Origin of the sequence: Mycolicibacterium madagascariense, assembly GCF_010729665.1 — a bacterium.
GTDB lineage: Bacteria > Actinomycetota > Actinomycetes > Mycobacteriales > Mycobacteriaceae > Mycobacterium > Mycobacterium madagascariense.
Genome location: NZ_AP022611.1, coordinates 14,602 through 40,838 on the forward strand (window position 1 = coordinate 14,602; position 26,237 = coordinate 40,838).

Below are 26,237 nucleotides of genomic sequence, written 5' to 3' on the forward strand. Positions count from 1 at the left end.
CGCCGGGGCCTCAGAGCGAGTCGTCGCGCGGTGGGCGGCCCTCGGAGGTCAAGGCGTCGAGGTACGCGTCGTGAAAGCGAGCGATGGCCATGCGATCAGTGGTGAACTGTTCCAGGACGCCGCACCCTAGGACGGTCGACCGATCAGCTACCTTTCTCGGTGCTGTGACCAGCAAATTCGTGACCGCCAATGGGCAGACAGGCGGCTGTCGTTGTGCTGTTGAGCAGGTCTAGCCGTCCGCAGGCAGACGGTAATCAGCGGCCAAATCGGTCACCATGTCCTCTAGGCCATCGGGATAGTTGCGAAATCGCCTCGGGTCACGCTGCGGCCCGATGGATTGCGCCTCGAACAGAGCGACCGCGCTCGCGGTCATTCGGATCGCGTTGTTGAACGCGTCCAGGGTTATTGTCAACAGCGGAGTATCGTCCAGCTCGCCTTCGTCCAGCACGTACGGCATCAGCCACTTGAAGCCGTGCACAAATCCCGAGCCGAGCGAGTAAAAACTCCTAGCGCTGCGGGGATAAAGCACCTTATCGAGGTCAGGGTCCGGCGGGCGAGGCAGGCGTTCATCCATCCACTTTTCCGCGTTGGCGACAAGTTTCAGCGGCCCGCCGGTCGGCCCGGTGATCGATTCGGGGGGCAGTGCATCGATCTGAGCCTGCCGCGTGGCCACGCGTACGCGGCGTTCCTCGAACTTGGCTCGGTCGGCCTCGAATAGCTCATCCGTACGCGCATCCAGCGCCTCGGCCTCCAGGCGCTCAAACTCCTCTTGACGACCGCGCTCGGCCTTGAGAAACCCGTAGCAACTACGAATACGTTCCTCGGTGTCTGTCTCGCTGATAAGCCAAATCGTCTTCGCCGAGGACTCCATTGCGATCCGGCACAGCGCCGCCGTCGCGGAGGTGCGTATCTGTCCCTGCAAGAGGGCAAAGGAGATCACCTCGGCCGCCGCCGTCAGGTGCTCGCTCGCGTTCATCGTCGGATAAAGGGCCGTTTGACTTACCAAAGCAGGCGCGTCGTCAAGCGTGACCGCTGAGTTGTCCTGCGCTAGTCGGCTCTTGGGATGAACCGGATTCGGCTGTAACCCCCACGGCAAGAACCTTTTTGCGTTTGCAGCGCGATCGCCGATAAGCGCCATGCACATCGCGCGTAACAGGCCGCGCGCACCCTCGGGGTAGTCGGCTCTCAAGGCGTCCCAATCAATCTCCGAGAAATCCGGCCTCGGAGGGCGCGCACCGGGCGGCACCTTGGGCACCGGCTTGACGCCGTACCTGGCCGCTTCTGCCGCATCGCGCGCGGCCCTGTCACTCTCGCTCGCCTGACGACGCTTTCGCTCCCGGTCTCGGCGTTGGTTCCTACCTGCACGGCTCGACATCAGTTTCCCTCCGTGTTCGTCCTTGGACGGACAACACCGAAGATAGGACCGTGCTCTGACAAGCTGCGGCGATCAGCCATCCTTCCAAAGCGAATCGACGCTAAACCGGTCATCGGCTGCTTTCGCGGCGGCAGTCTTCCGTTCAACTTGCGCCCGGCCGTAAGAGGACAACCTCACCGGGGAATCTAACAACGTTATTGAACTCGGACGCCGGCATGATCGAGACAACCGCATGATGAATAGGGACCCGCCGGCCTCAGAAAAAAGAAGTGTCCTTTCGCAGACCACCTGGCGGCCTGACGCGGGAAACCGCCAGTTCGAATGAGACACGAATGCGCGTGACCGTATCGCCGAAGGTGACGGACCCGAACTTCTGGTGATTGCGGTGTGGGAGCGCTTGTGCCGTTCGGTCGACGGGCCGTCGTCGGAGGCGGGTTTTCATCGCGCTGAGCGGCTCTGACGTGCCGCGGCGCAGGGTCAGTTCGACGGAAGGCCGTCAACGATCTCCATCGTGGTGACGCTGACAGTGACGACACGTTTTATCAGGTCGACGATGTACCGCGCGTTAAGTTGTTCGTCGCACCAAGTGTTGGGGTCGTTGATGATTCCGGAGCCGCGGCTGTCGGTTTTGACTTGGTAGCGATCAATGATCCATTCGAGCGCTGAGCGCGCCCGAGTCGATAGCGGTGTGCAGCGTCGGGGATGCCCGTGAGGCTGAGGTGGGTGTTGTAGATCAGGGCGCTGTGGTCGGTCTTGGACTTGAAGCGCATCTTGTTGACGCGCAGCGCTTCTCGGTCGTTGCCGTCAAGTGTGCCAGTCCAGCTTTCTTCCAGTGGATAGGGTGTGGCGGTTTCGTAGCCGCGGTGCAGGTCGCTGAGGGTGCGGCCGGCGTGGGTGAATGCGTCAAAGTCGTCACGGGTGGCGGCAGTGGGGATTCTGGGGAGCATCTTTCTGAGGTCGGCGGCGAACCGGGTGCGGTAGCCGGGGGAGTGCAGCAGCCCGTAGACGTAATAGAAGACGTCGTCGGTGGTGATGTCGTCGCCAAGGGCCGCGCGGTAGGTGGCCAGCACGTGTGGGTTGATGGTGTCGACCCGTCGGTATCCGGTGCCGGTCCTCGATGCGTAGTCGAGTGAGAGTTGGCCGTCGCCGGCGATGCGGGGTTGGTAGGTCCAGCGTGGGTAGAAGTTGACGGCGCTGATGCCGGCGGCGCCAAGGTCGGGCATGACGTCGGTCATCAAGCTTAGGAACGGTGGCGCTAGGTTGCCGGGGTTGGGGGCGAAGAAGCCGTAGTTGGGCAGGTCTGCGGTGGGGAACAGGTGGTGGAGTCGACCGCGGCGGTCGTTGAGATGGTCGTCGAAGTAGACGTGCATCTTGCAGAACGGCCGGTACATCACGGTGCGTTGATGTGTGGGTTGATAGGTGAGTCGTTGTCCGCGTTGCACCCTCGGGAGCAGGCCGTCGGACCAGCTGATCTTAGCGTCGTCGTACGTAACGGCGTCCTTGACGGCCAGTTCGGGCTTGGTGGCGACGGCGTTCTGGTAGGCGTCGACTTGGTCGTTGTAGAAGTCGATCGTGGTGGCGATGTCGTCGGCGAGCTGAGCGGTGGAGAAGTTGTACACCCAGGCGTCGCGGTTGGTCTTCAGTCCGCCGGAGTAGTCGGTGAAGATGGCGGTCTCGTCGGATCCGCGCCTGACGGCGATGGGTGTGTAGGCGGCGTAGGCGCTGTTTCGGTGGTCGATCCAGTCGCCTTCGGCGTTGGGGGTTACCAACTCCCACGCCATCGTCGTGAATTGGCTGGTGGCGACGATCGCGAGCTTATCTTCGCGAGAGAGGCCGTCTCCGATGTCGCGGTAATGGATGCGGCACGGGCCCGTGGCCGCGGGATTCTTCACGGCGATGAGGATGGCCGCGCCGGTTTGCGATCCGTCGTCGAAGATCTTGCCACCTTCTGTGCGCCAGTCGGTTTGGCGTTGGTTTCCGCGGAGATCGTAGATGTAGAGGGCGGAGAATTCCTCGGGCATCGCAATGCGGAGTCCGTCAGTGGTGTTGCCGGTGAGCCAGCCGGAGTTGGTGACGTAGGCGACGATTCCGGTGTCTCCGATGCGGTCAGTCGCCCATCGGATGGCGCGCACGTACGAGTCGTAGAGCTTGCTCTTGAGTTTGGCGGTGGACCGGGCGGCGTAGGTGGTGGAAATGGCGGCATCGAGGGTGGGGTAGGGCTGCTTGGCGTTGTTGTCGTTGGCACTGCCTTGCCCCGACTTGTAGGGCGGGTTGCCGACGATGACGCGGATGGGCGAGGCCTGCTGGGCGATGATGCGGTCGTTGTTCTGGGGAAAGAGCTCGGCGTCCATGGTGTCGCCGGCTTCGGTGATCTGGAAGGTGTCGGTGAGCACTATGCCGTTGAACGGCTGGTACTCGCCGCCGCCGGCACCGTGGTAGGCGGCTTCAATGTTGATCGCGGCGATGTAATAGGCCAGTAGCACGATCTCGTTGGCGTGCAGCTCCTTGGCGTACTTGCGGGCAAGGTCTTCGGGCCGGATCAGTCCGCTTTGGATGAGGCGCACGATGAAGGTGCCGGTGCCGGTGAACGGGTCGAGGATGTGGACATCGGGCTCGGTGAGGGTCAGTCCGAATTCCGCGTGCAGCGCTTCGTTGGCGGCGCGCAGGATGAAGTCCACGATTTGGGTGGGGTGTAGACGATTCCGAGGGCAGAGGCCGTCCGCGGGAACCCAACTCGGAAGAACTTCTCGTAGAGTTCGACGATGATGCGCTGCTTGCCTTCGGCGTTGTCGATGCCGGCGGCGCGCATTCGTACGGATTCGTAGAAGCCCTCCAGGCGTTGGGTTTCGGTGTCTAGGGCCTGATCGTGCAGGGTCGCCACCATGGTCTGCATCACTCGGGAGACAGGATTGTGCCCGGCGAAGTCGTAGCCCTCGAACAGGGCGTCGAAAACCGGCTTAGTAATCAGGTGTTGGGAGAGCATTTCGACGGCCTGGTCGCGGTTGATCGAGCCGTTGAGGTTGGCGCGCAGCGCCTCGACGAACTTGTCGAACGCGGCGGCGACATCGGGGGTGGCGTCGCCGAGCAGCGCCTTGATACGGGTCTGCTGGGCGATGGCGATGGCCGCGACATCCTTGGCCCAATCTTCCCAGTATGTGCGGGTGCCGACCTTGTCGACGATCTTGGCGTAGACCGCGTCGCGCCATTGGTCGGGGGTGAACATCGTGAGCTGTTGAGCGACCTGCGCGGATTCGCGGGAGGGGCTAGGGCTGGTCGTACCTTCATCGTTGGTTGTGGCCGTGAGGTCCTCGGCGGCGTTAGGGACGTGGCCAACCAGGATGGAGTCAGCAGCCTTCCTGTTGAGTTCCAGCTTGTTGACCGTGGCGTTAAAACGGTCGTCGTGGGCTCGAAGCGCCTGCAGTACCTGCCAGACCACCTTGAATCGGCGGTTGTCGGCGAGAGCTTGACTCGGTGCAACGCCGGCGGGTACCCCCACAGGCAGGATGATGTACCCGTACTGCTTGCCCTCCGCCCGGCGCATGACGCGGCCGACGGATTGCACGACGTCGACCACGGAGCTGCGCGGGTTGAGGAAGAGCACCGCGTCGAGGCTGGGGACGTCGACCCCTTCGGAGAGGCAGCGGGCGTTCGCCAGGATGCGACACTGATTCTCAGGTAGCGGTGCCTTGAGCCACTGGAGCCGGTGGTTGCGTTCCAGGGCGTTATAGGTGCCGTCTACATGCTCGACATCGCACCGCAGAAGCTGGTCGTCGGACTGGTCGTAGGCGTCGATGACGGTGGCGAACTTGCCGGCCAGCTTCTTGGAGGACTTGATGTCGCGCAAGAAGGCCACCGCGCGCTGCATGGGGCGAACGTCGGCGCCGAAGTCGGCGCCTCCGGCCGCCTTGCCGGTGCGCTTGGCGAGCCCGTTCCAACAGCCGACGATCTTGGTGGCGTCATCCAGGTTAAGTTCGCTGTTGACGTCCGCGAGCTGCTGCTGCAACGGCCCGGCGATGTACTTCTCGTCAACGGTGAGCACCAGCACCTTGTAGTCGGTGAGCAGGCCCCGTTCAACGGCTTCGCCGAAGCCCAGGCGGTGAAAGGTGGGGCCGTAGAGCGAGTCGTCGTCCATGGAGGCGAGAACTGCCGAGTGCTCGGCAGCCTTGGTCTTGGTCTCTTCGGCGAACAGCCGCGGTGTGGCTGTCATGTAGAGCCGCTTGCTGGCCGCCAGGAAGCCGGCGTCGTGCACTTTGACGAAGTTGGATTCGTCGCTGTCGACGAGTGTGACGCCGGTGGTGCGGTGTGCTTCGTCGCAGATGACCAGGTCAAAATCTTCGAGGCCGGCGGACTGCGCGGCATTAATCACGTTGATGGACTGATAGGTGCTGAACACCACCGTGAGGCCCTTGGCGCGCTTGCGGTGCTCCATCTGCGCGACGAGCTTCACGGGATCGGTGGTGGCCGGTAGTGGTACGTCGTAGGGGTTGATGTCTTCGGCGGCGCGCGAGACCTGGTGTCGGAGCAGACGGCGAAGGATCGAAGATCGGTCTGGCACTGGGCGGTCCATTCGCGCAACGTCTGCGACAGCAGGGAGATCGAAGGCACCAGGAACAGAACTTTGGCGGTTCCGCCGAGATCCTCGACGGTCTGTTCGCAAATCTTCAGTGCGGTGAAGGTCTTGCCCGTGCCGCACGCCATGATCAGCTTGCCGCGGTCGTGTTCGGTGAAGCCGGCGATGACCTTGTCGATGGCCTCGCGTTGGTGTGGCCACGGGTCACGTTTGGGGGCAGGCGCCAACTCGAGTTCGAGACTGTCAACAGGACCAGCGAAGGCCCAGTCGATGGGAGCCTCTGCGATGTCGGCCAGGCCGATGCGTTGCACCGGGATCTGCTGTCCATCGACGGCGTCCTCGGCGTTCTTGCCCCATTTGTCGGTCGTGGAGATGATTAGCCGGTGCGCGAAGGGATGTTTACCCGATGCGGACAGGAACGAGTCGACGTCTGGCTTGCCCAGTACGTGATCGGGTTCGTAGAACTTGCATTGATGGCCCATAAGTCGCCGGTGTCGACTTCTTCGGCGACCAGGTCGATGCCAGTGTCGATCTTGCCGGCGCGCCCAGGCCAGTCTTTCCACAACCAGACCTGTTTGAACAGTCTGCCGTAAACCGAGTCCAGCGGTAGGTACTGAGCCATAAGCTGCTCGAACTTCGCGCCGCGTTCGTAGTTATTGGGGCACGCCGGAAGGCCTCGAACACTTCATGCACCGACGTCGTCATCGCCGCGTCCCCTCTCCCTGGCGCTGGGAGTCAACCCTAAACGGCGGAACTACCCGACGAGGTCACAGACGACGAAACTCTTGACGCGCCGCACATCGGAATCACTCGCTCGGGTCGCGCGGGGCGACTGTGAACGGTCCCAGCCACGGCCCGATAGTGAGCGACGCCTCGTTTTCCACGTCGATGGCGTCGAATACGGGGCTCGCGCGGAGGTCGGCGTGCTCGCTGAAGATGTCAGTGCTCCCCAGGACGAGAGGTGTGCCCAGATATTGCACCTTGTCGGTCGCCGGCATTCGGCGACGTTCGCCCTCGTCGGTGACCCGGTGCTTGATCCGGCAGACGCCTGCGAGGCGGGTCGTGCCCTCACTTAGGCATCCGTAGGCGGTGTCCGTCGTGATCATTTCAGGTTTGAGCGGCAACAGGATTCGCACTCCTCGCCGCTGGATGTAGATGTGCGGGTCACGATTCAGGTCCCCCGTGAGACGCACATGTTGGTTGGGTGCGGCCCCGTTGCGGGTGCGTACTTGGGTGTCGAAGATCAGCAGATCCCCCTGGTGCAACTGGCGCAGATCGAGAGTTTGTACGAAGCGCTTGGCGCGCAGGGCGACGGTGTCGAGCTCCTCGACCAGCGTGCGTCGAAATCGGACGTGGCCGGGTCCACGGCGCACGGTCCAGTCCAGGTCGGGCACCTCGATTCGAGTTCCGTGTGACAGCACGAGGTCATAGAGCCGATCAATGTCCACGTAGTGCACCGCGTCCAGGCGGGGTATGTGACTGGGAGTTACCGCGACCGCCGTGGCGGTGCCGCCCGGTCGGCGGCCGGGCGGCTGCCGGCTCTCCCGCTCAGCGTCGTGATGCAGACGCCGCAGCGAATCGTCAAGCTGGTCACTACCGGTCATCGCTCTGACGAAGACAGCCAACTTTCCCACCGGATTGGGGACCGAGGTGCCGTTGAGCCATTCACCGACGCTAGAAGTGCTAAAGGAAAAGCTTCTCGACTGCGCGCTGGCCCGGCTGACGATGTCTTTATAGGGCCTTTTTCCACCGCTGATGTGTAGATGCCGTAGCTCAGCGGCCAGACGCATTCGCGCGGTGAGGGGCTCGCTCACCGGCTGAACCCCTGCCAGCAGTCCGCTCCGGAGTTCCGGTCACCGGAATTCCGGCGCGCGCCGTCTGAACTGGTCATTCGCTCACGATAGTCGCGCAGATGCTCGCCGGACCGGGGCGTCGCGAATGAACTCGCATCGAACGCGCACCCGACGAAAGGCACACCATCATGTCGATGCTCATCGAGACACTCACCGACCGGGCGGACGGCGCAACGCTTCCCATGCTGGTCTACTGCTCTGCTGTCTCCGCTCTGGCCTTCACCGCCGCCTTCGCGCCCAGCCGGCGCCGGCGAAACGCCGCGCTGCGCGCGCTGCGCGCCCTGCTCGGCCGGTCCGACGACGACACGGGTTCACCGCCGCGGTGACCAATCTGCCCTTCCTCGACCCAGAGGTGTCAACGACGGCTGAATTCTCACCCCTTTTCGACGCTGGAAAGTTGACCCCCTGCTTGGTTGGTTTGTAGGTCAGTCTTCGGTGGTCGTAGCCGCTGTGGGAACGCGGCCAAGGTCTCGGTTCTTGAGTCGGTAGCTATCTCCTTTCAGTCCGATGACTTCGGCGTGGTGGACGAGGCGGTCGATCATCGCTGCGGCGACGACGTCATCGCCGAACACTTCGCCCCACCGGCCGAACTGCTTGTTGGACGTGACAATCAGGCTGGCCCGCTCATAGCGTGAGGACACCAGCTGGAAGAAGAGATTGGCGGCTTCGGGTTCGAACGGGATGTAGCCGACCTCGTCGATGACCAGCAGTGGGTAGCGGCCGAGGCGAACCAGTTCGGCTTGTAGCTTGCCGGCGTGATGGGCCTGGGCCAGCATGTTGACCCAGTCCGCGGCGGTGGCGAACAGGACGCGATGCCCGGCTTGGCAGGCCCGGATCGCCAAGCCGATCGCGAGGTGGGTCTTGCCGGTGCCGGGTGGGCCCAGGAACACCACGTTGTCCTTGGCGACGACGAAGTCCAGCGTGCCCAAGTGCGCTATCAGGTCACGTTTGAGCCCGCGTGCATGATCGAAGTCAAACTCCTCCAACGACTTTCGGGCTGGGAAGCGCGCCGCCCGGATGCGGCCTTCGCCGCCGTGTGATTCGCGTGCGGAGACTTCGCGTTGCAGGCACGCCACCAGGAACTCCTCATGGCTCCAGGATTCGGTGCGGGCCCGTTCGGCGAGGCGATCCACCGACTCTCTCAGCGTCGGCGCCTTCAGTGCCCGGGTCAGGTAGGCCACCTCGGCGGCGAGATCTCGGGCAGGCTTGTCTGCAGTGGTGCGGGTGGCCATCACGCCACCCCGCCGTCGAGATCGCCCACGCCCAGGGCGGTGTCGTAGTCACTCAAGGCCCGCTGTTCGACGTCGAGTTCGGCGACTGAGTGCAGCACCGCGACCCGTTCGCGGCGCAGCGACCGCGCGGCCGCGACGTGTTCGGGATCGGAGATCGTCTGATGCCGCGCCCAGATACGTTCGTGGTCGGCGACGACGCGGCCCTCGCAGAGGGCCCGCACCACGTTCAGGTCGGCGATCACCTCGATGCGGCGTCCGATGACGGAGGGATGTACCGAGTAGTCGTTGCCATCGAGGCGCACGTAGTGATCGCGAGCCAATCGCGTCGACGATCGCCACCCCGTCGCCGGCGCGACTGGCGGCAGCGCCAGCATCGCTTGCCGGTCAGCGACCATCCGATCGGCCGGGGTACATCCCAACGCGCGGCGATGTCGGGTGTTCACTACCGAGATCCACTGCTGCAGTTGAGTATTGAAGTCCGATGGCGACCCGAAAGAGCGACCCGGCAAGAAAGAGCGCTCCAAGTGATCGTGACAGCGTTCGACGAGTCCCTTGGCTTCGGGGTCGGCGGGTTTGCACACCAACACCTTGGTACCCAGTGACCCGCGGAAGGCTTGGCACTCCCCGGTGAGCTCCACCCGCCCGGCCCGCCACCGGCCGATCGCACTCTCGCCATCCCAGACCAGCACCCGCGGCACCGCGCCCAGCTTTTCGATCAGCTGCCACCACCCGGCGAAAAGATCGGCTGCCGAACGCGTCGGCAGCAGCAGCGCCGACAACCACCGCGAATAGCCGGTGATCATCGTCAACACCGGCAGCAACGCCGGTCGGCGCACCTGTCCAAATCCCACCGGCAGATCGATCGGCGGAAACCATAGATCGCATTGGGCGATCTCGCCGGCCACGTAGCTCGTCCGGCTCGCCGGATCCGGTGGCAGATAAACCGGGCGCAGCTCGGCGACCCGTTTCTTGAACACCGTCAACCCACGGTCCCAGCCCACTCGTTCGGCGATCACCGTCGCTGGCATCCTCGGATAGCTCTGCAGCAGTTCGCGAATGCGCGGCTCGACCTCGTCCACGATCGAGCCCGCCGGCGTGCGTTGATACTTTGGCGGCGCGTCCGAGGCGATGGCAGAGCGCACCGTGTTCCTCGAAACACCCAGCACCCGCACGATTGCCTTGATCGGTAGCCCCTCCGCTCGATACAGCCTGCGGATCTCAGCCCAGTCCTCCACGGATAACACCCCTTCATCTCCCTCGGCTCGGTAAGCCGAGGATCAATCGAAGGGGGTCAAAGTTCAGGCGTCGACACGGGGTTATCTTTCAGGCGTCGCCGACAAGAGGCGGGGTCAGCTACTCGACGAGGTCGCGCCAGGGTACTGACGGGCTGCGGAAGGCGGTAGTGGCCGCCAGGTCGAGTGAGAAAGTAACTGCAGATCGCCGACCGCCAGGTTGATTGAGAGAACCGCCAGATGCATTGAGACCGGACAAGAAGAGAACCGACTGTCCGGTCTCAGTGAAGTTGTCAGTCGGCACTTGCGAAGATGCCAACTCCAATGAGAAGGGGGTCGAGCAGACCGTCTTACCGATGTTGTCATCTCCGTAGTGGAGGCCGAACGATCGCCTTCGCGGCACTAAACGGTTCGTGCCGTAGCTACCGAGCGAAGAGCTCACATCGTCGCGGGTGTCACGAACATGCAGGGTCAGCGCCTTCGCTATCCGCGTCTGTGCGCGGCGGGAGATGCTCCGCCAACGCTTCTGCAGCGATGGATATCCGCCAACGCTTCTGCAGCGATGGATAACAGTCGATATCCATGCGTGCCCACGTCAACTGCTTAGAGACTTAGAGTCCTCTGCCTGTCGCCCGCAGCAAGTTGGGGTTCATGAGCTTCAAGCTGAGCTGTCGCCCTTTCCGTATACCGCGACGACGACGGTGCGATCCAGGGAATTCTCTGACCAGACCCCGATCTCAATGTTTCCGCAGTCGCTCATGATCGCGAAGTAGTCCGGACGGTAGTACCACTGGTTGAGGATTTCGATCCCGCTGATGGCGAGCGCTGGGTTGATTGCAACTGTTTCGGCTACGACGCCGTCGTAGCCGGCGTTGCGTGCTCGGTCGGACACGGTCGTGCCGTCGGAGCCGATGTCGCCGTCGAGGTTGCGATTGTTGAGCACGTCTTCGGTTTGCCACTGAGCAGCCAGCCGCAGCTTCGCGTTTGGACGGATGCGTGTAGTGCAACCGGCCTGGTGTTGGATCGTATACACGTTGATCGCCACGCTGTCGTTGAGTCGGCGGTTGTCCGCGTGGGCCTGCGGCACGTCGAGCATCAAGGTGGTAAGGGCCGCGACCCCGAGGGCAACGCTGGCGGCGAGCCGGGCAACGCTCTTTCCCGCAATCATGTTCGATACACTACAGAGACCACGCGCCAACGGTGCAGTTTTGTTTGATCAAGGTTGGAGAGATTGGTCCGAGCCGCACCCCAACAGGCGTGGGTTCGTTAAAGCCCCCGCAGTCGCAAGGGATGGGTCTCATTCGGCGCGCAGGAACTGAATTTCCTGGTTAGCCAGGTCGTGAGCTTCAGCCTCGTCGATCTGCTGTCCGCCGGCCTTGATCAGGCGTACGCGCCCGCGTTTGAGGTCGTCACGGTATCGCGCGTCTATGACATCGAACTCAAGGTTTTTCACATAGATGCGCATGCGGTCGCTGAGCAGGTCGTCGGTTCGCCATTCTTCCACCACTTGGGGGAGGAAGTCGGTAGAGACCAGGAGGGCGTGAGCGACAGACCGAGCTCGTTCGTCGCGCAGGCCCAGGAGCACTTCGCGCGGCGACGAGCGGATGAGGTGGTCCTTCCACCAGTCGAAGTCCTCGAGGACGTCGACGACGGTGAGCTCGGTGCTGGGCTGCAGCAGCGTCCTGACCAGATGGTCGCCTGCCACGTCGAAATAGGCCTGGCGTCGCTCCGGTGGCAGCGCGTCGGCGTTCTTGAGCAATTCTGCGCGCACGTCTTCAGTCGAATAGCAGTATCGGCGGATGCCATGAATCGACGGATCGAAGAAGCCGTACTCATAGTTGAAGACACGGAAGGGGTTCACACCGCTGTCAAGGGTGGAGGGCCATCCCACCTTCGCCGCCGTGGACGAGAAGTTCCAGGGATGCGGGCCGATCCGGGTTCGATTGAAGATGTCGTCGAACACCGGCGCGCCGTGCAACCGTTCGGGCACGATGAGTCCTGGGTTTCGCGAATAGTTGATGCTGACGCCGGATGCCTGTGCTTTGCGCAAGAATCGGTTGTAGTCGAGGTAGGTCAACGACGCGGTGTACCGCACCAGCGGCAACGGGCGTGACTCGGCGACGTGAAAGACTGCATCGTAGAGTCGCGCGACCCAGTCATCGCCCCACACGTCCTCTGCTGCGACGGCTATGTTGGTCGCCACCTCAGCTTCTGCGCCGTCGTACTGGGCGCCGACGGTCGCGGCACCGAGTAGCCCCAGCAGTGCCGTGCAAGGGGAGTCGAATCCGGCAATCCCGTTGCCCGATCTAATGAGCAGCCGCAGCGACTGGGCGAGGCTTCCGAAGACGGTGTCGTCGTCAACGACGATGGACGGTCGTAGATCGGACAGCAGTTGGAGCCCGTCGGCGGTAAATTCGCGTTGTTGATCGCCGACCCCCATGGAAGCGCGGACGAACTCGCCCAAGACACGAATGTGCTCTGGGGACCGCTCCTCGTCCCCGTTCTCGGCCAGGGCGTCTCGGATGTTGGCGGCGATGGCCGTTGTCTCGGTGAAGGTTTCGACGACGCCGAGGAAGTCCAGCAGTTCTCTGCGCCGCCCGGACGAGAAGGGCACCTCGCGCGAGCGTCGGTTCGCGGCAATCGCCACCTCTGCGAGTGAGACCTGCGGTCCGTGCCTGTTGCTGCCGTTGCCCGCGTAAGACCTGACTACGTTGTTGCGTACCCATTGATTGACGGCCTGGCGGCTGACCCCCACCGCGCGCGACGCCTCGGCTTGGCTGACCAGGTCGGACGGGACCTCGTCGGGTATCGCCGTGGTGCGGAGCCGTTCGGCCGCCCGCTCGAGAGCTCGCACCAGCTCTGGCAAGGGGACGGCACCCGATTCGCCAAGGGTGAGCGCCAACCGTTCGAGGGCCACGGTGACCGACTCTTCCCCCTGGCTGTGCATGTCGTCCTTACTCATAATTAACGCGCGTGTGAGAAGTAGTGTAACCGCATAAGAGGCCACATGGACGGCGGAATCGACGTGCAGCGCCGGCCCGAACGCAGCTCTCCCCGAGAGCTGGTTCGATTGCACAAGCTCGCCGAACGGCTGATGTACGCAGGGTCCGGGTTCGATGTCCACAACCGATCCCAGGACCAGGAAAGTGCGCTCTGTCGGACAACCAGAACCCGTCGTCTATTGATGTTCATGTCGTGTTACGGTACGAACGCGCTGGCGATGCGGTACCGACTGCAGTAGGTCTCCTGTGGTGGCCGCGCGACCCGCCCACCACCATCCAGGGAGCCATATGAAAGCCGCGGTGATCACGACGGTCGGCGACGCGTTCGCCATTCGGGACGACCTCGAGTTGGACCGCCCCGGTGCCGACGAGGTGCTGGTCGACGTGAAGGCCAGCGGTTTGTGCCACAGCGACTATTACGTCGCGACCACGGAGATCGGACAGTCGTTGCCCGCGGTCCTGGGTCACGAGGTGTCCGGAGTGGTGATCGAGGTGGGTGCCAACGTCGTGGGTTTCGCTGCCGGCGACCACGTCGTGGCATGCCTCGCCGGGTTTTGCGGGCGGTGTGACCGCTGCCTCAGCGGGAGGTCCAACCTGTGCCGCAATTACCCCGCCGGAACCCAACGCAGCCCCGGTGACCGTTCGCGCCTGACGTTGGGGGGCGAGGCGATTGCTCAGTTCTCCGAAGTGTCGGGCTTCGCCGAACGCGTGCTGCTGCACCAAAACAACGCCGTAGTGATTCCCCATGACGTGCCGTTCCCTCAGGCGGCAATTCTGGGGTGCGGCGTGACGACGGGCGCAGGGTCGGCAATCCGGTCGGCCGGCGTGCGCGTGGGTGAGGACGTCGCCGTCATCGGGTGCGGGGGAGTGGGCCTCAACACCATCCAGGGTGCCGCGCTCGCGGGCGCCCGCAAGGTGATCGCCGTCGACATCCAGCCGACAAAACTCGAGCTGGCATCGACGAAGTTTGGGGCCACCCACACCGTGAACGCCGCCGACCAGGATGCGGTGGAGGCGGTGCGTGAGCTCACCGCCGGGGGAGTCGACCATGCCTTCGAAGTGATCGGCGGCATTCCACGGACCTTGGAGCAAGCCGTGGAGATGCTCGCCCCGGGGGGCACGGCGTACATCGTCGGAGCACAACCGCCCACCTCGGCCTTGGCGATGCCGGCGGCGAACTTCCTCTTCCAGAAGACCGGTCTTCGAGGCGTGTTCATGGGTTCGACGAATTTCAAGGTCGACATACCGTTGTATGCCGAGTTGTACCTGCAAGGGCGCTTCAACCTCGACGATTTGATCTCACGAACAATTCGGCTCGACGAGATCAACGAGGCCTACGCCGATCTCGCCGGCGGGAATGTGGCGCGCTCGATGATCACGTCGTTCTAATCCCGACGGTCGACCGGGGGATCTGATGTTGAACGCGCATGAGCCGGCAAAAGCGTGGACAGCAGGGTCTCGATGGCGGCCGCAGTGTTCACCGGGGCGTCGAGCGGTACGTGGTGGAAGGCTCCGTTGACGACGACGTGTGGCACCGTGGTGCCCATCAGCGACCCGAGGAATTGCACCGTCCCCGCCGTGGCCAATTCACTCCGAGATCCGTAGATGAATCCCGTCGGGCACGTTATGCGGCGAATCGATTCGTAGAGTTCCTCACGTGAGAGGCGTTGCAACGCATTTGGATCGAATTTCCACCGCCAGCCGAACTCGTCGCGCCGTAAGCCGGCACGAGCGACGGACGCGAGAAGGGCGGGGTCGGCAGTCGAGGTGCGGGGTCGCAGACGAAAATTTGCCAGCGCCTCGTCCTGGTTGGCGTAGAACTTGACTCCTCGGGTGCCGGTGCCGAGGGGTCGGTGGGGGATCACCGCGCTGTCGACGGCGACGACGGCGGCGACTTGGTGGCGATGGCGTCCCGCGGTGTGCAGCGCGACCAGGCCTCCCATGCTGTGGCCGATGAGCACCGCAGGACCGGCGTCGAGGTCGTTGACGACGGCGCTAACGTCGTCGGCCCAGATGTCGGCGTCGTAGCGCCGACGATGCCCGCTGTCACCGTGGCCGGAAAGGTCCATCGTGACGACGTCGTGCGTTCCGCGGAGCAAGGGAACCACCGCCGTCCACCACGCGGAATGTCCGCTCGCACCGTGGATGAGTATGAGAGGAGGTGCGCCGACGACACCGGTCCGTTGGTAGCGGATCTCGCAGTCCTGGACCACGACGAGGGCGTCGGACCCCTGCCAGGCGGCCCCGTGGCCGGGACCCTGCCAGGTCGGCTGGGCACCAGGTGAGAGCCGCCGAGGGTGAGCCGCGACGGTTATACCTTCGTGCCGGCTTGGGCTTTTGCCTCTACGTCGTCGAACAGATCGTCGAGAGCTTTGCGCGCGGCGTGAATGCGCACGGCGTAGTCGTCGTCCGCACTGGACGTTGCGTCGACCGGTGCGAGTGCAGTGCGCTCTGGAGCGGCCGAGGCCACCGCCGTGAGCACCGACCAGACCTCGCGGACGAGCGCCTTGGCAAGACGGTCGTAGTCGATGTCGATCTTGCTCGACACGTCGTCAACGGTGTCGGTGGCAGACCCGTCGGGCGGGGACATCACCGGGCGGAAGGCCTGCACGGTGTCGGGTGTGGCGCTGATCTTGTAGGTCCGCTTTCCGCGGATCTCGCGGGAGATCTCGCCCTCCTGCTCCATTGCCGCGATCAGTTGGATGAAGGCCACCGACGAGCCTCGGTAGTCGATGCGGTCCTTCAACACGCCCGTGGCGAAGCCGGAGGTGTCCGCGATCGGGCCTGCAGTGGCGAGTAGTTGCCGGACGCGTGCTCTCGCGGTGCGGTCTCGTGCCATCGGTCTCAGCTCCAATGTTGCGATCACCTACGACGGACTCCCCCGGCAGGCACCCGACGCTCCGTTGCACCGGTAACCCACCGAGGACGAGCACGGCTGAGTCTGTCGACCTAGACGTGCTTGCGAACGAGTGTAACACCACTGCGGTGCGCCCTGCTGGACGTCGTTGCGTGCAGTTATCCGTCCCTATGGTGAACTACTATCATAGAGGCGCCCGCGACGTAGGCGGGCGGATGCAAAGGAGCGCCACTTCGTGACACGGGACCTACATCACTGGATCGACGGACGAGCGCGGGCGAACGGAGCCGCGGCGACGGTGGTGGTGTCGGGTCCGCTGGATCGCCTGCCGGTGGCGACAGTGCCCCTTGGATCGGCCAAGGACGTCGACGACGCGGTCGCCGCGGCACGTCAGGCCTTCCCGGCGTGGCGCAACCTGGCACCGGTGGAGCGCGGCCGGCTCCTAGCCAAGGTTGCGGCGAGGCTCCGGGAACGCGAGCGAGATTTCGTCGACGTCGAAGTGTCCGAGACGGGCAAGCTGACCAGCGAGATGGTTAGCGGTTTGCATGTCTCTGCCGACTACTTCGAGTTCTACGCCGGCGTGGTCCGCGCCCTCTTTGGCGAGACCATCAATCTCGGCGCGGGCGACCACGCATTCACCAGTCGCGAACCCTTTGGCGTGGTGGGAATGATCACGCCATGGAACGGGCCGCTGACGCAGGCGTCGCGGGGGGTCTCGGCCGCGTTGGCGGCGGGGAACACCGTAGTGCTCAAGCCCTCGGAGTTCACTTCCAGCACGTCGGTCATGCTCGCCGAATTGGCTAGCGACGTCGGTCTGCCGCCAGGCGTCCTCAACGTGGTGCTCGGAACGGGCACCGAGGTGGGCTCGTCGATCTGTGCACATCCGGATGTGCGCTTGTTGGCGTTCACCGGGTCGGTTGGCGTCGGCAAGATGGTAGCCCGGGCTGCCGCGGACCGTTTGGTGCCAGCGATCCTCGAACTTGGCGGCAAGTCCGCGAACATCGTGTTCGACGACGCCGACCTGGAGCGGGCAACGCAGAGTGCTCTGACAATCTGCGTAGGAGCCGGCCAGCAGTGTTCGGCGTTGAGCCGACTACTGTTGCAGGACACCATTTACGAGGATTTCCTGGCACGGGTGGGCGCTGCGATGACGTCGCGCGTTCCCGGGCCAACGCTGGCGCCGATGACCACCGAAGCGCAATACGACAAGGTGGTCGAGTACTTCGAGGTGGCGCGGGCCGAGGGTGCGCGGCTCGTCACGGGCGGACGCGCGGTGACCGGGGAACTGGCGCGCGGACGCTATGTCGAGGCCACCGTGTACGCCGACGTCACCCCCGACATGCGGCTGTTTCGCGAAGAAGTGTTCGGTCCGGTACTCGCGGCGACCCCTTTCACCACTGAGGACGAGGCAATTGCGTTGGCCAACGACTCGGAGTTCGGCCTCGCGGCCAGTGTGTGGACCACGGATTCGGCGCGGGGTTTGCGCGTCGCATCATCGCTGGAGTCCGGACAGGTCATGATCAACGGAGGCCGTTCCGGAATCGAGACGCCCTTCGGGGGATACAAGGCCAGCGGAATCGGCCGGGAGAAGGGCTTTGAATCTCTGAAGCACTACACACAGGTGAAGACGACGATCGTCTCGACGCGCTGACCGCCCCAGGCAAACGCCAAGCTCTCGGCGGCGACCGCGAAGCGAGGCAATTCTCCGGGCGCCAAGTCGACGCTCAGACTCACGGTGAGGCTTGCGATGGCGGGTCGGTCAGTGACCCAATAGCCTGTCCGAGAAGGTCATCGCAAGGGCACCCCTCTCATCGCTCCTAGCCGCGCGGAGGCGCCGACGACGCGTCGGCGTGGTCCAGCGAGTCCCGGTGCAGCATCATGCCCATTGCCACGAGTTGGTCGGCGGAGACCGACGCGGCACTCGAGTCGACCCCGTCGTCGACGCCGAGCATGCGGAGGTCGACTCCCAGGTGTTGCCCGAGTGCTCCGAGTCGTCGGGCGGTCTCCCACACCAGCTCCCGCCAGCTCATCCATCCCAGGGTGTCGTCGGTGTCGGGCGCGTCGGGCAACAGGTCTGCCGCACAGTTTGCCAGATCCCAGAAGGATTCGATGTCCACGACAGGCTCCTTCGACTTTGTAGTGCGCGTCACAACGACTGTAGAGATGTGTCCTACTCACGTCAAGCGACGCCATTGACACAAGCACTCTGCGATGCGCCCGCACCCGCGGACCGGGGAGCTACGTGCGGCGGACGACGGATTTCCGAGTGTTGCTATAAATAGGATCGAACACCATTACGGTGGTTGCGGCTGCGGCCACCAGCACACGACGGGAGCCAGATGTCTTCGAAGAGTGGGCCACTGGAGGGCGTGCGGGTCGTCGACGCCACCACGGGCATCGCGGGCCCGTTGGCAACGATGATCCTCGCGGACTTCGGTGCCGACGTGCTGCGCGTCGAGGTCGGTGTGGGCGGGGAGGTCGCGTCGCCGCTGCCAGGGGAAGTCATGTGGCACCGCAACAAGACCGTGGTCGTCGTCGGAGACGACCCGGCAGGGCTGCTCGACGACGTGGATCTGGTCGTCACCAGCGACGACGCCGAGGCGCGACGCTTGGGCGTCGCGGTGGACGGCCCTCAGCCCGGCGCCCTGGTTCACTTGCATCTGCCAGCGTGGCGCCCCCCCGCGGGCGAAGTGGTGGACCCGATGCTCGCCGACCGGATGGTGCAGGCCCGGTACGGGGTCGCTCGTCGTCAGACGTCGTTCGGTGGCGGCCCGGTCGAATGCGTCTACCCGTTCGTGAGCTACCTCCAGGGAGCTTGGGGTGCAACGGTTTCCATTGCGGCACTAGTCGAACGAGTTCAACGCGGCATCGGGCAGCGGGTGGTGGTCGACGCGTTGCACGGGGCGATCGTCGCCGCGACCACCACGATGTTCGCCGACCCGAAGACTCCCCTACCCAACACGGCCGTGGGCCCGGGCGGTCCAAATCCGGCATTCGGTACCTACGAATGCGCAGACGGCGAGTGGATCTTCCTCGGCGCCCTCGGGGTGAAGTTTCAGGACATCGCCTTCGAGGTTCTCGGCACCACCGATGTGACGGCTCATCCACGGATTGCCGCCAATCGGGAAGAGATCTATGCAGTCGACCTTCGCAACCAGGTACGGGCTCGCATCGCGGAAGGTTTCCGTGCCCAGTCACGAGCGCACTGGCTGGACGGGCTCGGACGGGCCGGGTGCCCGGTGAGCCCGGTAGGACGTCGCGACGAGTGGCTCGACCATCCCCAGGTCGTCGCCATGGGACAACGCGTGACCATCGACGACCCGCAGGTTGGCCGCGTGGTCATGGGGGGCATTCCCGTGGATTTCTCCGAGAGTCCCTGCCCGGACGTCCTGGCGCGCCGATACGCCGATCACGTCACGTGGCCAGACCGTCCGCGACCCGTGGTGTCGGCGAGCGGCGACGTGGGCGAGGCGCTACCTGGGCGCGGCCCGCTGGACGGTGTCCGAGTCCTCGACCTGGGAACTGTGCTCGCCGGTCCCTACGCCGGTCAGCTCCTGGCATCATTAGGAGCCGACGTGATCAAGGTGGAGACCACCAAGGGAGACGAGTTTCGCACCCGCGGTCACATGGTCAACCGGGGGCAGAGAAGCGTCTCCGTCGACTTGCGCGATGAGCGCGGTCACGACGCGTTCATGTGGCTGGCCGCGTCCAGTCACGTTGTCTTGGACAACTTCCGGCCGGGTGTCTCCACTCGCTTGAAGGTCGACCTGGACTCCCTGCGTACGGTGAACCCAGGGGTGATCGCAACGTCGATCACCGGGTTCGGCGGTATCGGGCCCATGGGCGACCATCCCGGATATGACCCGGTCGTCCAAGCCCTGTCGGGGATCATGCAGGCCCAGGGCGGCGACGCCGAACCGGTGTTCTGCACGGTGTCGGTCAACGACGTCACGAGCGCCTGCCTGGCCGCGCTGGGCACGTGCGCTGCTTTGTATCACCATGCGGTCGGTCGGGGTGGCCAAGCCGTGGGGACCTCGCTGGCGGCGGCGGCAGTGTTCATGCAAGGCAACGAGTTGGTCCGTTACGACGGACGACGGCCGGCGGAAACCGGTGGTCGTGACTATCCGGGGCCGCAACCGACGTCGCGGTATTACCGCTGTGCCGACGGATGGGCACGTTTGCATCTTCCCTCGGCCGACGCGGCCGCACGGGCCGGACTCGTGGCGCATCCGGGCCTGGACACCCGCGCCTTGGCCTACGCGATCGCCTTCTCCGTGGCCGGGATGTCGGTGGCTGAGCTCGCGGACGCGGTAACGCCCTACGGCGGCGTGGTGGAAAGGGCTCGCGACAACAAGGAAGTTCTCGTCGACCCCAACGGTGTCGAGGACGGTCACCTGGGGGTCGTGAGATGGCCCGACGGCAACCAGACCCACCTACCGCGTGCCTACGCCACGTTCGGTCGCCGTGGTGTGCCACCGATGATGACCACTCCGGGAATGGGCGAGCACACCCGGGAGGTACTCCTCGAGGCGGGGCTCGACGAGGCTGCGGTCGAGGAGTTGGCGCGCCGCGGGATCGTCACCCAGGGCGAGCCCATGCATACCGTGGCGGGCACGGGCTATCGGTGAGCCGGCGCCCCTCGGGGCTCGCCGACGCGGCGAGCCGGGCAAGGTCATGGCGGTCAAAGTCCGGCCAAATCGTGTTTATACTCAATGCGAACACAATAAGACCAGAGAGCAGCACGGCGAATCGGGGACGAGTGACGACGATTCGAGATGACGTCGCCGAAGGCACGCACCATGGCCCACGGCGCGGCCGACGACCCGGCCGCCCCACACGGTCGGTGACCGCCGCCGCGGATCGGAAGTGTTGAACGACGTGTCGGACCCGGCACACGGCAACGGGGGAGCGCTCGCCGGCCTGCGAGTGGTCGACCTCTCCCGCGTGCTGGCTGGCCCCTATGCCGCGCAAATGCTCGGAGACCACGGTGCCCACGTCATCAAGGTCGAACCGCCGGCAGGGGATGCCACGCGCCAGTGGGGTGAGGCCTCGCAGGACGGTGTCACCCCGTACTACGCCGGCCTGAACCGCAACAAGCAACACGTCAGTGTGGATCTGTCGACCGCGGCGGGACGGGCCGTGGTCCTGACCCTTCTCGACGGCGCCGACGTGCTGATCGAGAACTTCTTGGCGGGAACGATGGAGCGGTGGGATCTCGCGCCGGAGTGGTTGCTGGAGCAGTTTCCGCGGCTGGTGTACTGCCGCATATCGGCGTTCGGGGTCACCGGGCCCATGGCGGGGCTCCCTGGGTATGACGCGGTACTGCAAGCGTATTCGGGTCTGATGCATCTGAATGGGGAACCCGGAGGACCGCCGGTGCGCATCCCGATGCCCGTGGTCGACCTCACGACCGCGATGCTCGCCTTCTCGGGAGTCTTGTTGGCCCTGAACGAACGCCACGTCTCCGGATGCGGCCAACTCGTCGACGTCAGCTTGCTCGACGCTGCGCTGAGCCTGCAGCACCCCGCTGCTGCGAACTACTTCGCCACGGGCGTTCCGCCGAAACGCTTGGGCAGCGGCCATCCGAACATCTCACCGTGCACCGTGCTCGACGGCGGCGGGGACTACCTCTACGTATCGGCCGGTACCGACAGGCAATTCGCGCAGTTGTGCAGTTATCTCGGGATTGCCAACCTGACTCAGGACACGCGATTTGCCACCAATCAGGCACGTCTGGTCAACGATGCGGAACTTCGTGCTCTCCTCAGCGCTCGACTCGAGGCCCTCACCATCACCGCCGATACGGCCCGAGAGATGATTTCGCTGGGCATTCCGGCGAGTCTGGTTCGGCCCCTGGAGAACGTGTTGACCGACCCGCAAGTGGCCGAACGTGACATGGCGCCGACGGTGGGTGACGTCACCGTCCTGGGCATCCCGGTACGGCTGAGCCGGACGCCAGGCAGCGTGCGAACACCGCCGCGCTCGCAGGGGGCGGACAACGGTGCGATTCTGCGCGACCTCGGACTCAGCGACGACGTGATCACTTCGCTGGAGCACTCGGGGACCGTGCGTGCCCCCGTGGGTCGAGGCTCCACAACTGCACCGTCGGACTCGACGGACTGTCACCTTCCCGGCGAGGCGCATGCCCTCCCGCAGAAGCACCATTAGAGAGGAACACCCGCAATGAGCTACGAAAACATCTTGTACGGCGTGACGGACAAGATTGCGACGATCACGCTGAACCGTCCGGAGAAACGCAACGCCTTGAGCCCGGCGTTGCGTCGCGAACTCGTCGACGCCCTTCGAACCGCGGAGCACGACGACGAGGTCACCGTCATCCTGATCCAGGGGGCCGGCGACGCGTTCTGCGCCGGCTACGACATGAACAGCTACGCCGGCGGCGACGCCAATCCCGAGCGTCCCGCGGGGTGGAATCACAGCGAACTGTTCGAATCCTGGACCGGCCAATTCCCCCGCAGCGCACTGCGCGACTGGTTCACCATTTGGGACTTGATGAAGCCGGTCGTGGCCAAGATCCATGGCTACTGCCTAGCTGGCGGGTCGGAGCTGATGTCGATGTGCGACATCGTGTTCGCCGCCGACGACACCATCATCGGATATCCGCCGACGCGTGCGCAGTCCACACCCGACATCGACTACTTCCCGTGGAAGATGTCCATGGCCCAGGCCAAATATCTTCAGTTGACCGGCAATTCGGTTACGGGTGCGCGCGCCGAGCAGATCGGCTGGATCGCCAAGAGCTTCCCCGCCGCCGAACTCGACGACCAGGTGATGCGGGAGCTCAGACCCATGACGAAACTGCACCCGGCGATGCTGGCGGCCAACAAATTCACGCTCAACCAAAGCTACGAGACGATGGGTATGCGCGCCGCCATGCAGGCATGCGTGCCCTGGTACGTGATCGCCCGGAGCTTCCGACCGGGAGGCGGCGAGTTCCAGCGGTTGGCGGCCGACGAGGGCCTCAAGGCCGCGCTCGCGTGGCGTGACGGCGCCTTCAAGGCCGAGGGCTTTCCGCTGTGACCGACCCGTCGCTGGAAGGTCCCGCAACCGTCGCGGCGGTCAAGGAGCTCAACCACGTCGCCATCGGGGTGTCGGACCTGGAGAAGTCACTGCGGTTCTACACCGAGGGGTTGGGGCTGCGGAAGACCCTCGAGAAGCCAGTCAGCGACCTGACGTGGCTGTTGATGCGACTACCCGAGAACACCAGCGGCACCTCGGTGTTCGTGCAGGGCCCATCCAAGGTCGGCCAACTGGAATTGGTGAAGTGGGATCTGCCCTTGCCCGACGGTGATCAGCCCAAGCGCCCGGGCGGGATGGGCGTCGGACAGTTGTCCTTCCCGGTGGACGCCGAACACATCCACACCATCCATCGCCGCCTGGTCGACCTTGGTGCGGTCGTCTACTCCGAGCCCACGACCACGATCGTGAAGAACTACGGCCCCGTCACGCTGTTCCTCTGCGAGGATCCCGACGGTGTCCAGGTCGAGTTGATCGCGCTGCCCTCACGGGAGGTGGTGCGGGAGTATCGCGCGGCCTTGAAGGACAAGCAGTCCTGACCGAGCCCAGGGCAACGGTCGGCCCCAGCGACGGGACCCCGTCCGCCACCCGAAGCGGACGACGCTAATCGTGTTATTATCTTGTTCAGCTTGTTCGGGGACATGATTAGCGCCGGCACCGCGGTGCGATGGTTCGGAGGAAATGGATGACGCGTCCGTTGAGCGTGGCCGTGATCGGCGCCGGAATGTCCGGGGTCTTCATCGGCCACCACCTCAAGAGCGCCGGCCACGAAGTGACCATCTACGAGAAGCGGTCGGCCGTCGGAGGCACCTGGGACGCCAACACCTACCCAGGCCTGCACGTCGACGTCCTGACACGTAACTACGAGTTCCCTTTCGCCCGACGGCACCATTGGTCCAAGCACTATGCACCCGGCTCGGAAGTCCGGTCGTACCTGCAAGACTTCGCCCGCAGCGCCGGTCTCCTGCCGCACGTGCGCTTCAACACCGAAGTGACCGCCGCCGTCTGGCGGGACGAGGGCTGTTGGGTCCTCACCCTCGACGACGGCACGACCGGCGTCTTCGACATCGTGGTGTCGGCCACTGGTTTCTTGAGAATGCCGCGGATTCCGAACACCCCGGGACGCGACAGCTTCGCGGGGCGCCAGTTTCACTCCTCGGCGTGGGACCACTCCATCGACTTGAGAGACAAGGGTATTCGCTACGGGGTCGTCGGAACCGGATCCAGCGGCGTGCAGATCGTCACCGCGCTGGGCCGGATGGGTCACGACGTCACCCACTTCATCCGATCGCCCCAGTGGATGCAGGTCAAGCCCAACCCGAACTACACGTGGTGGGAAAAGGCCGTCTTGCGGATTCCCCCACTGGCCAAGCGATACGACCAGAGGATGGCCGAGAAGCGCGTCAAGACCGACGGCACCGAGACCTGGAAGCTCGTCGACGGACCCGACCGCGAGGAGATGAACCGCCGCTTCGCCAAGATGCTGGAGGACGCCATCCCAGATCCCCAGCTACGGGCGAAGTTCACGCCCACCGAACCCCCCGGGGTCAAGCGCATCGCCAAAACCCCCGATTACTACCGCGTGGTGCAGCAGCCCAACGTCCACCCGGTCTTCAGCGGTGTCCGCCGAGTGGAGCCGACGGGACTGGTCGACGACGAGGGGTCATTGCACGAAGTCGACGTCGTCGTCTGGGCCACCGGTTTCGACGCCCACGCCTACATGCGACCCATGTCGGTGACCGGGCCCGACGGCGTGACCCTCGACGACGCGTGGCGCGACGGCGTCAAGGCCTTCCGCGCCATCGGCGTCCCCCGGTTCCCCAACTTCTTCCTGCTCTGCGGGCCGTTCGCGCCAATCAACTCGTTGACCATCCCCACGACCTTGGCACACGAAGTCGGGTACCTCATGCGACTGTTCGACGTCATCGCCGACACGGGAGTGGCGTACGCCCCCACCGAAGAAGCCACGCAAGCCTTCCTCGACGACGTGGCAGCAGCGCTGCCCGGGACGACGTTCGCCCTGGGAGACAACTGGTACAGCCAGCGCGTCGGAGTTCCCATCATCTGGCCGTTCACGCGTGCCAAACACGAACAACAATACGAAGTGCTGTCGATGTCGGACTTCGAGGCCTACCCGCCGGCCGCCTCCGCCGGTGACGGCGAGACGCAACCCCAGGACGCAGTCATCCCGGCTCGTCGGCCTGGGCGCAGCGGATAGGCCGCGACCACGATGAACACTCCAATCGTGGATGCCCAAGTTCACGTGTGGAAGGCGTCGTCCCCCGACCGTCCATGGCCCGACGATGCGATCGCACCACAACGTGAGATCCCTTTGGAAATCCCGGAACTCTCCCAGCACATGCAGAAGGCGGGCGTCACGGCAGCTTTGTTGCTCGGCCCCACCTGGGAGGGCGCACGCAACGACTACGTCTTGGCGGCGGCGGCATCCGAACCCGGCAGATACGGCGCCCTATGTCGCTTTCCGACCGGCGACCCGGCTGCGGTGGAGCAGCTTGCGGGCTGGCGAAGCCGCACCGGCGCACTGGGCATCCGGATGTCGCTGAACCGCGGCGACGTGCGCGGCACGCTCGCCGCGGCGATCTCCAGTGGGTTCTTCGCCGCCGCCGCCGCGCATCACATCCCCCTGAGCATCTACGCTCCGGGTCGGTACTGGTTGTACGAGCACCTCGTGCAGCACTACCCGGACCTGAAGATCACAGTCGACCATGCCGGGGTCGAGACCCGGACCGAGTCGTTGCTCACTGCCATCGAACCTCTTCTCGCACTGGCGAAGTACCCGGGCATCGCCGTAAAGGCGTCGGCACTGCCATGCTTCGTCAGCGAGGGCTACCCCTTCCCGTCGATCGTGGACGCCGTCTACTGGCTGGTGGCGGCATTTGGTGCCGAACGAGTCTTTTGGGGGTCGGACTTGTCCCGACTACCCATACCGTATTCACAGCTGGTCGACGTATTCCTCTACCACACAGACGAACTCAGCCAGGCCGAACGCCGACTGGTGCTCGGCGGCGCCCTCCTCGAATGGCTTGACTGGCGTGGCGTCACCAGCGCCGAGTGAGG

The 26,237-nt window shown here is 64.6% G+C and carries 18 protein-coding genes and 1 pseudogene; 9 read left to right on the forward strand and 10 right to left on the reverse strand.

The genetic code is table 11. The features are described from left to right. Window positions 1-229: 229 nt before the first annotated feature. The 3 genes and pseudogenes from G6N60_RS27190 to G6N60_RS27200 form a co-directional block, all read right to left on the reverse strand. The gene (locus tag G6N60_RS27190; RefSeq protein WP_163744636.1) at window positions 230-1,255 is read right to left on the reverse strand and encodes a hypothetical protein; all 1,026 of its coding nucleotides are present in this window, start codon (window positions 1,253-1,255) and stop codon (window positions 230-232) included. Between the two features lie 597 nt (window positions 1,256-1,852). After that, window positions 1,853-6,650, reverse strand: a pseudogene (locus tag G6N60_RS27195) (DEAD/DEAH box helicase). 101 nt (window positions 6,651-6,751) lie between these two features. Further along, entirely contained in the window at window positions 6,752-7,759 is a 1,008-nt protein-coding gene (locus G6N60_RS27200; RefSeq protein ID WP_163744656.1) for a hypothetical protein, read from the reverse strand. A gap of 173 nt (window positions 7,760-7,932) precedes the next feature. Here G6N60_RS27200 and G6N60_RS27205 point away from each other — a divergent pair, with 173 nt between their 5' ends. Then, on the forward strand, window positions 7,933-8,124 hold the full coding sequence (locus G6N60_RS27205) for a hypothetical protein (protein ID WP_163744658.1): 192 nt from the start codon (window positions 7,933-7,935) through the stop codon (window positions 8,122-8,124). 99 nt (window positions 8,125-8,223) lie between these two features. Here the strand turns inward: G6N60_RS27205 and istB are convergent, their stop codons facing one another. The 4 genes from istB to G6N60_RS27225 form a co-directional block, all read right to left on the reverse strand. Then, window positions 8,224-9,030 (reverse strand): IS21-like element helper ATPase IstB, encoded by an 807-nt coding sequence (gene istB, locus G6N60_RS27210; protein ID WP_163744661.1) that lies wholly within the window; start codon window positions 9,028-9,030, stop codon window positions 8,224-8,226. Continuing rightward, entirely contained in the window at window positions 9,030-10,274 is a 1,245-nt protein-coding gene (istA, locus tag G6N60_RS27215) for an IS21 family transposase (RefSeq protein WP_163744663.1), read from the reverse strand. The genes istB and istA overlap by 1 nt, the downstream gene beginning before the upstream one ends. Window positions 10,275-10,920: 646 nt before the next feature. Further along, window positions 10,921-11,430: a CAP domain-containing protein gene (locus G6N60_RS27220; RefSeq protein WP_179969826.1), complete on the reverse strand. Its 510-nt coding sequence runs from the start codon at window positions 11,428-11,430 to the stop codon at window positions 10,921-10,923. Window positions 11,431-11,559: 129 nt separating this feature from the next. Beyond that, window positions 11,560-13,386, reverse strand: a complete 1,827-nt coding sequence (locus G6N60_RS27225) for a hypothetical protein (RefSeq protein WP_163744665.1) — start codon at window positions 13,384-13,386, stop codon at window positions 11,560-11,562. A 250-nt stretch (window positions 13,387-13,636) separates the two neighbouring features. Between G6N60_RS27225 and G6N60_RS27230 the strand changes: the two genes are divergently transcribed. Beyond that, complete coding sequence (locus G6N60_RS27230; RefSeq protein ID WP_322790887.1) at window positions 13,637-14,653, forward strand: zinc-binding dehydrogenase; 1,017 nt, start codon at window positions 13,637-13,639, stop codon at window positions 14,651-14,653. Here G6N60_RS27230 and G6N60_RS27235 read toward each other — a convergent pair. Together G6N60_RS27235 and G6N60_RS27240 are read right to left on the reverse strand one after the other, a co-directional pair. After that, window positions 14,650-15,477, reverse strand: a complete 828-nt coding sequence (locus G6N60_RS27235) for an alpha/beta fold hydrolase (RefSeq protein ID WP_163744669.1) — start codon at window positions 15,475-15,477, stop codon at window positions 14,650-14,652. The two genes, G6N60_RS27230 and G6N60_RS27235, sit on opposite strands and share 4 nt — an antisense overlap. Before the next feature lie 98 nt (window positions 15,478-15,575). Further along, a complete protein-coding gene (locus G6N60_RS27240) occupies window positions 15,576-16,103 on the reverse strand; it encodes a hypothetical protein (RefSeq protein WP_163744671.1) in 528 nt (175 codons plus the stop codon). Between the two features lie 253 nt (window positions 16,104-16,356). Between G6N60_RS27240 and G6N60_RS27245 the strand changes: the two genes are divergently transcribed. Continuing rightward, window positions 16,357-17,772: an aldehyde dehydrogenase family protein gene (locus tag G6N60_RS27245; protein ID WP_163744674.1), complete on the forward strand. Its 1,416-nt coding sequence runs from the start codon at window positions 16,357-16,359 to the stop codon at window positions 17,770-17,772. A gap of 166 nt (window positions 17,773-17,938) precedes the next feature. Here the strand turns inward: G6N60_RS27245 and G6N60_RS27250 are convergent, their stop codons facing one another. Then, window positions 17,939-18,238, reverse strand: coding sequence for a hypothetical protein (locus G6N60_RS27250; protein WP_163744676.1), 300 nt, complete (start codon window positions 18,236-18,238; stop codon window positions 17,939-17,941). A 222-nt stretch (window positions 18,239-18,460) separates the two neighbouring features. Here G6N60_RS27250 and G6N60_RS27255 point away from each other — a divergent pair, with 222 nt between their 5' ends. From G6N60_RS27255 to G6N60_RS27280, 6 genes are all read left to right on the forward strand, one after another. Beyond that, window positions 18,461-20,749: a CaiB/BaiF CoA-transferase family protein gene (locus G6N60_RS27255; protein ID WP_163744678.1), complete on the forward strand. Its 2,289-nt coding sequence runs from the start codon at window positions 18,461-18,463 to the stop codon at window positions 20,747-20,749. A 250-nt stretch (window positions 20,750-20,999) separates the two neighbouring features. Then, window positions 21,000-22,289, forward strand: coding sequence for a CaiB/BaiF CoA transferase family protein (locus G6N60_RS27260; protein ID WP_163744948.1), 1,290 nt, complete (start codon window positions 21,000-21,002; stop codon window positions 22,287-22,289). A gap of 42 nt (window positions 22,290-22,331) precedes the next feature. Beyond that, window positions 22,332-23,162, forward strand: a complete 831-nt coding sequence (locus G6N60_RS27265; RefSeq protein WP_246241385.1) for an enoyl-CoA hydratase-related protein — start codon at window positions 22,332-22,334, stop codon at window positions 23,160-23,162. Continuing rightward, complete coding sequence (locus G6N60_RS27270) at window positions 23,159-23,698, forward strand: VOC family protein (protein WP_163744681.1); 540 nt, start codon at window positions 23,159-23,161, stop codon at window positions 23,696-23,698. The genes G6N60_RS27265 and G6N60_RS27270 overlap by 4 nt, the downstream gene beginning before the upstream one ends. A gap of 146 nt (window positions 23,699-23,844) precedes the next feature. Continuing rightward, window positions 23,845-25,377, forward strand: a complete 1,533-nt coding sequence (locus G6N60_RS27275) for a flavin-containing monooxygenase (protein WP_163744683.1) — start codon at window positions 23,845-23,847, stop codon at window positions 25,375-25,377. Window positions 25,378-25,389: 12 nt separating this feature from the next. Then, the gene (locus G6N60_RS27280; RefSeq protein WP_281355800.1) at window positions 25,390-26,235 is read left to right on the forward strand and encodes an amidohydrolase family protein; all 846 of its coding nucleotides are present in this window, start codon (window positions 25,390-25,392) and stop codon (window positions 26,233-26,235) included. Window positions 26,236-26,237: the final 2 nt, after the last annotated feature.

Excerpts from the sequence above, each read along its gene's own strand:
- G6N60_RS27205 (WP_163744658.1), top strand. The coding sequence starts at position 7,933 with ATGCTCATCGAGACACTCACCGACCGGGCGGACGGCGCAACGCTTCCC.
- istB (WP_163744661.1), bottom strand. The coding sequence starts at position 9,030 with ATGGCCACCCGCACCACTGCAGACAAGCCTGCCCGAGATCTCGCCGCC.
- G6N60_RS27220 (WP_179969826.1), bottom strand. The coding sequence starts at position 11,430 with ATGATTGCGGGAAAGAGCGTTGCCCGGCTCGCCGCCAGCGTTGCCCTC.
- G6N60_RS27240 (WP_163744671.1), bottom strand. The coding sequence starts at position 16,103 with ATGGCACGAGACCGCACCGCGAGAGCACGCGTCCGGCAACTACTCGCC.
- G6N60_RS27255 (WP_163744678.1), top strand. The coding sequence starts at position 18,461 with ATGTCTTCGAAGAGTGGGCCACTGGAGGGCGTGCGGGTCGTCGACGCC.
- G6N60_RS27275 (WP_163744683.1), top strand. The coding sequence starts at position 23,845 with ATGACGCGTCCGTTGAGCGTGGCCGTGATCGGCGCCGGAATGTCCGGG.
- G6N60_RS27280 (WP_281355800.1), top strand. The coding sequence starts at position 25,390 with ATGAACACTCCAATCGTGGATGCCCAAGTTCACGTGTGGAAGGCGTCG.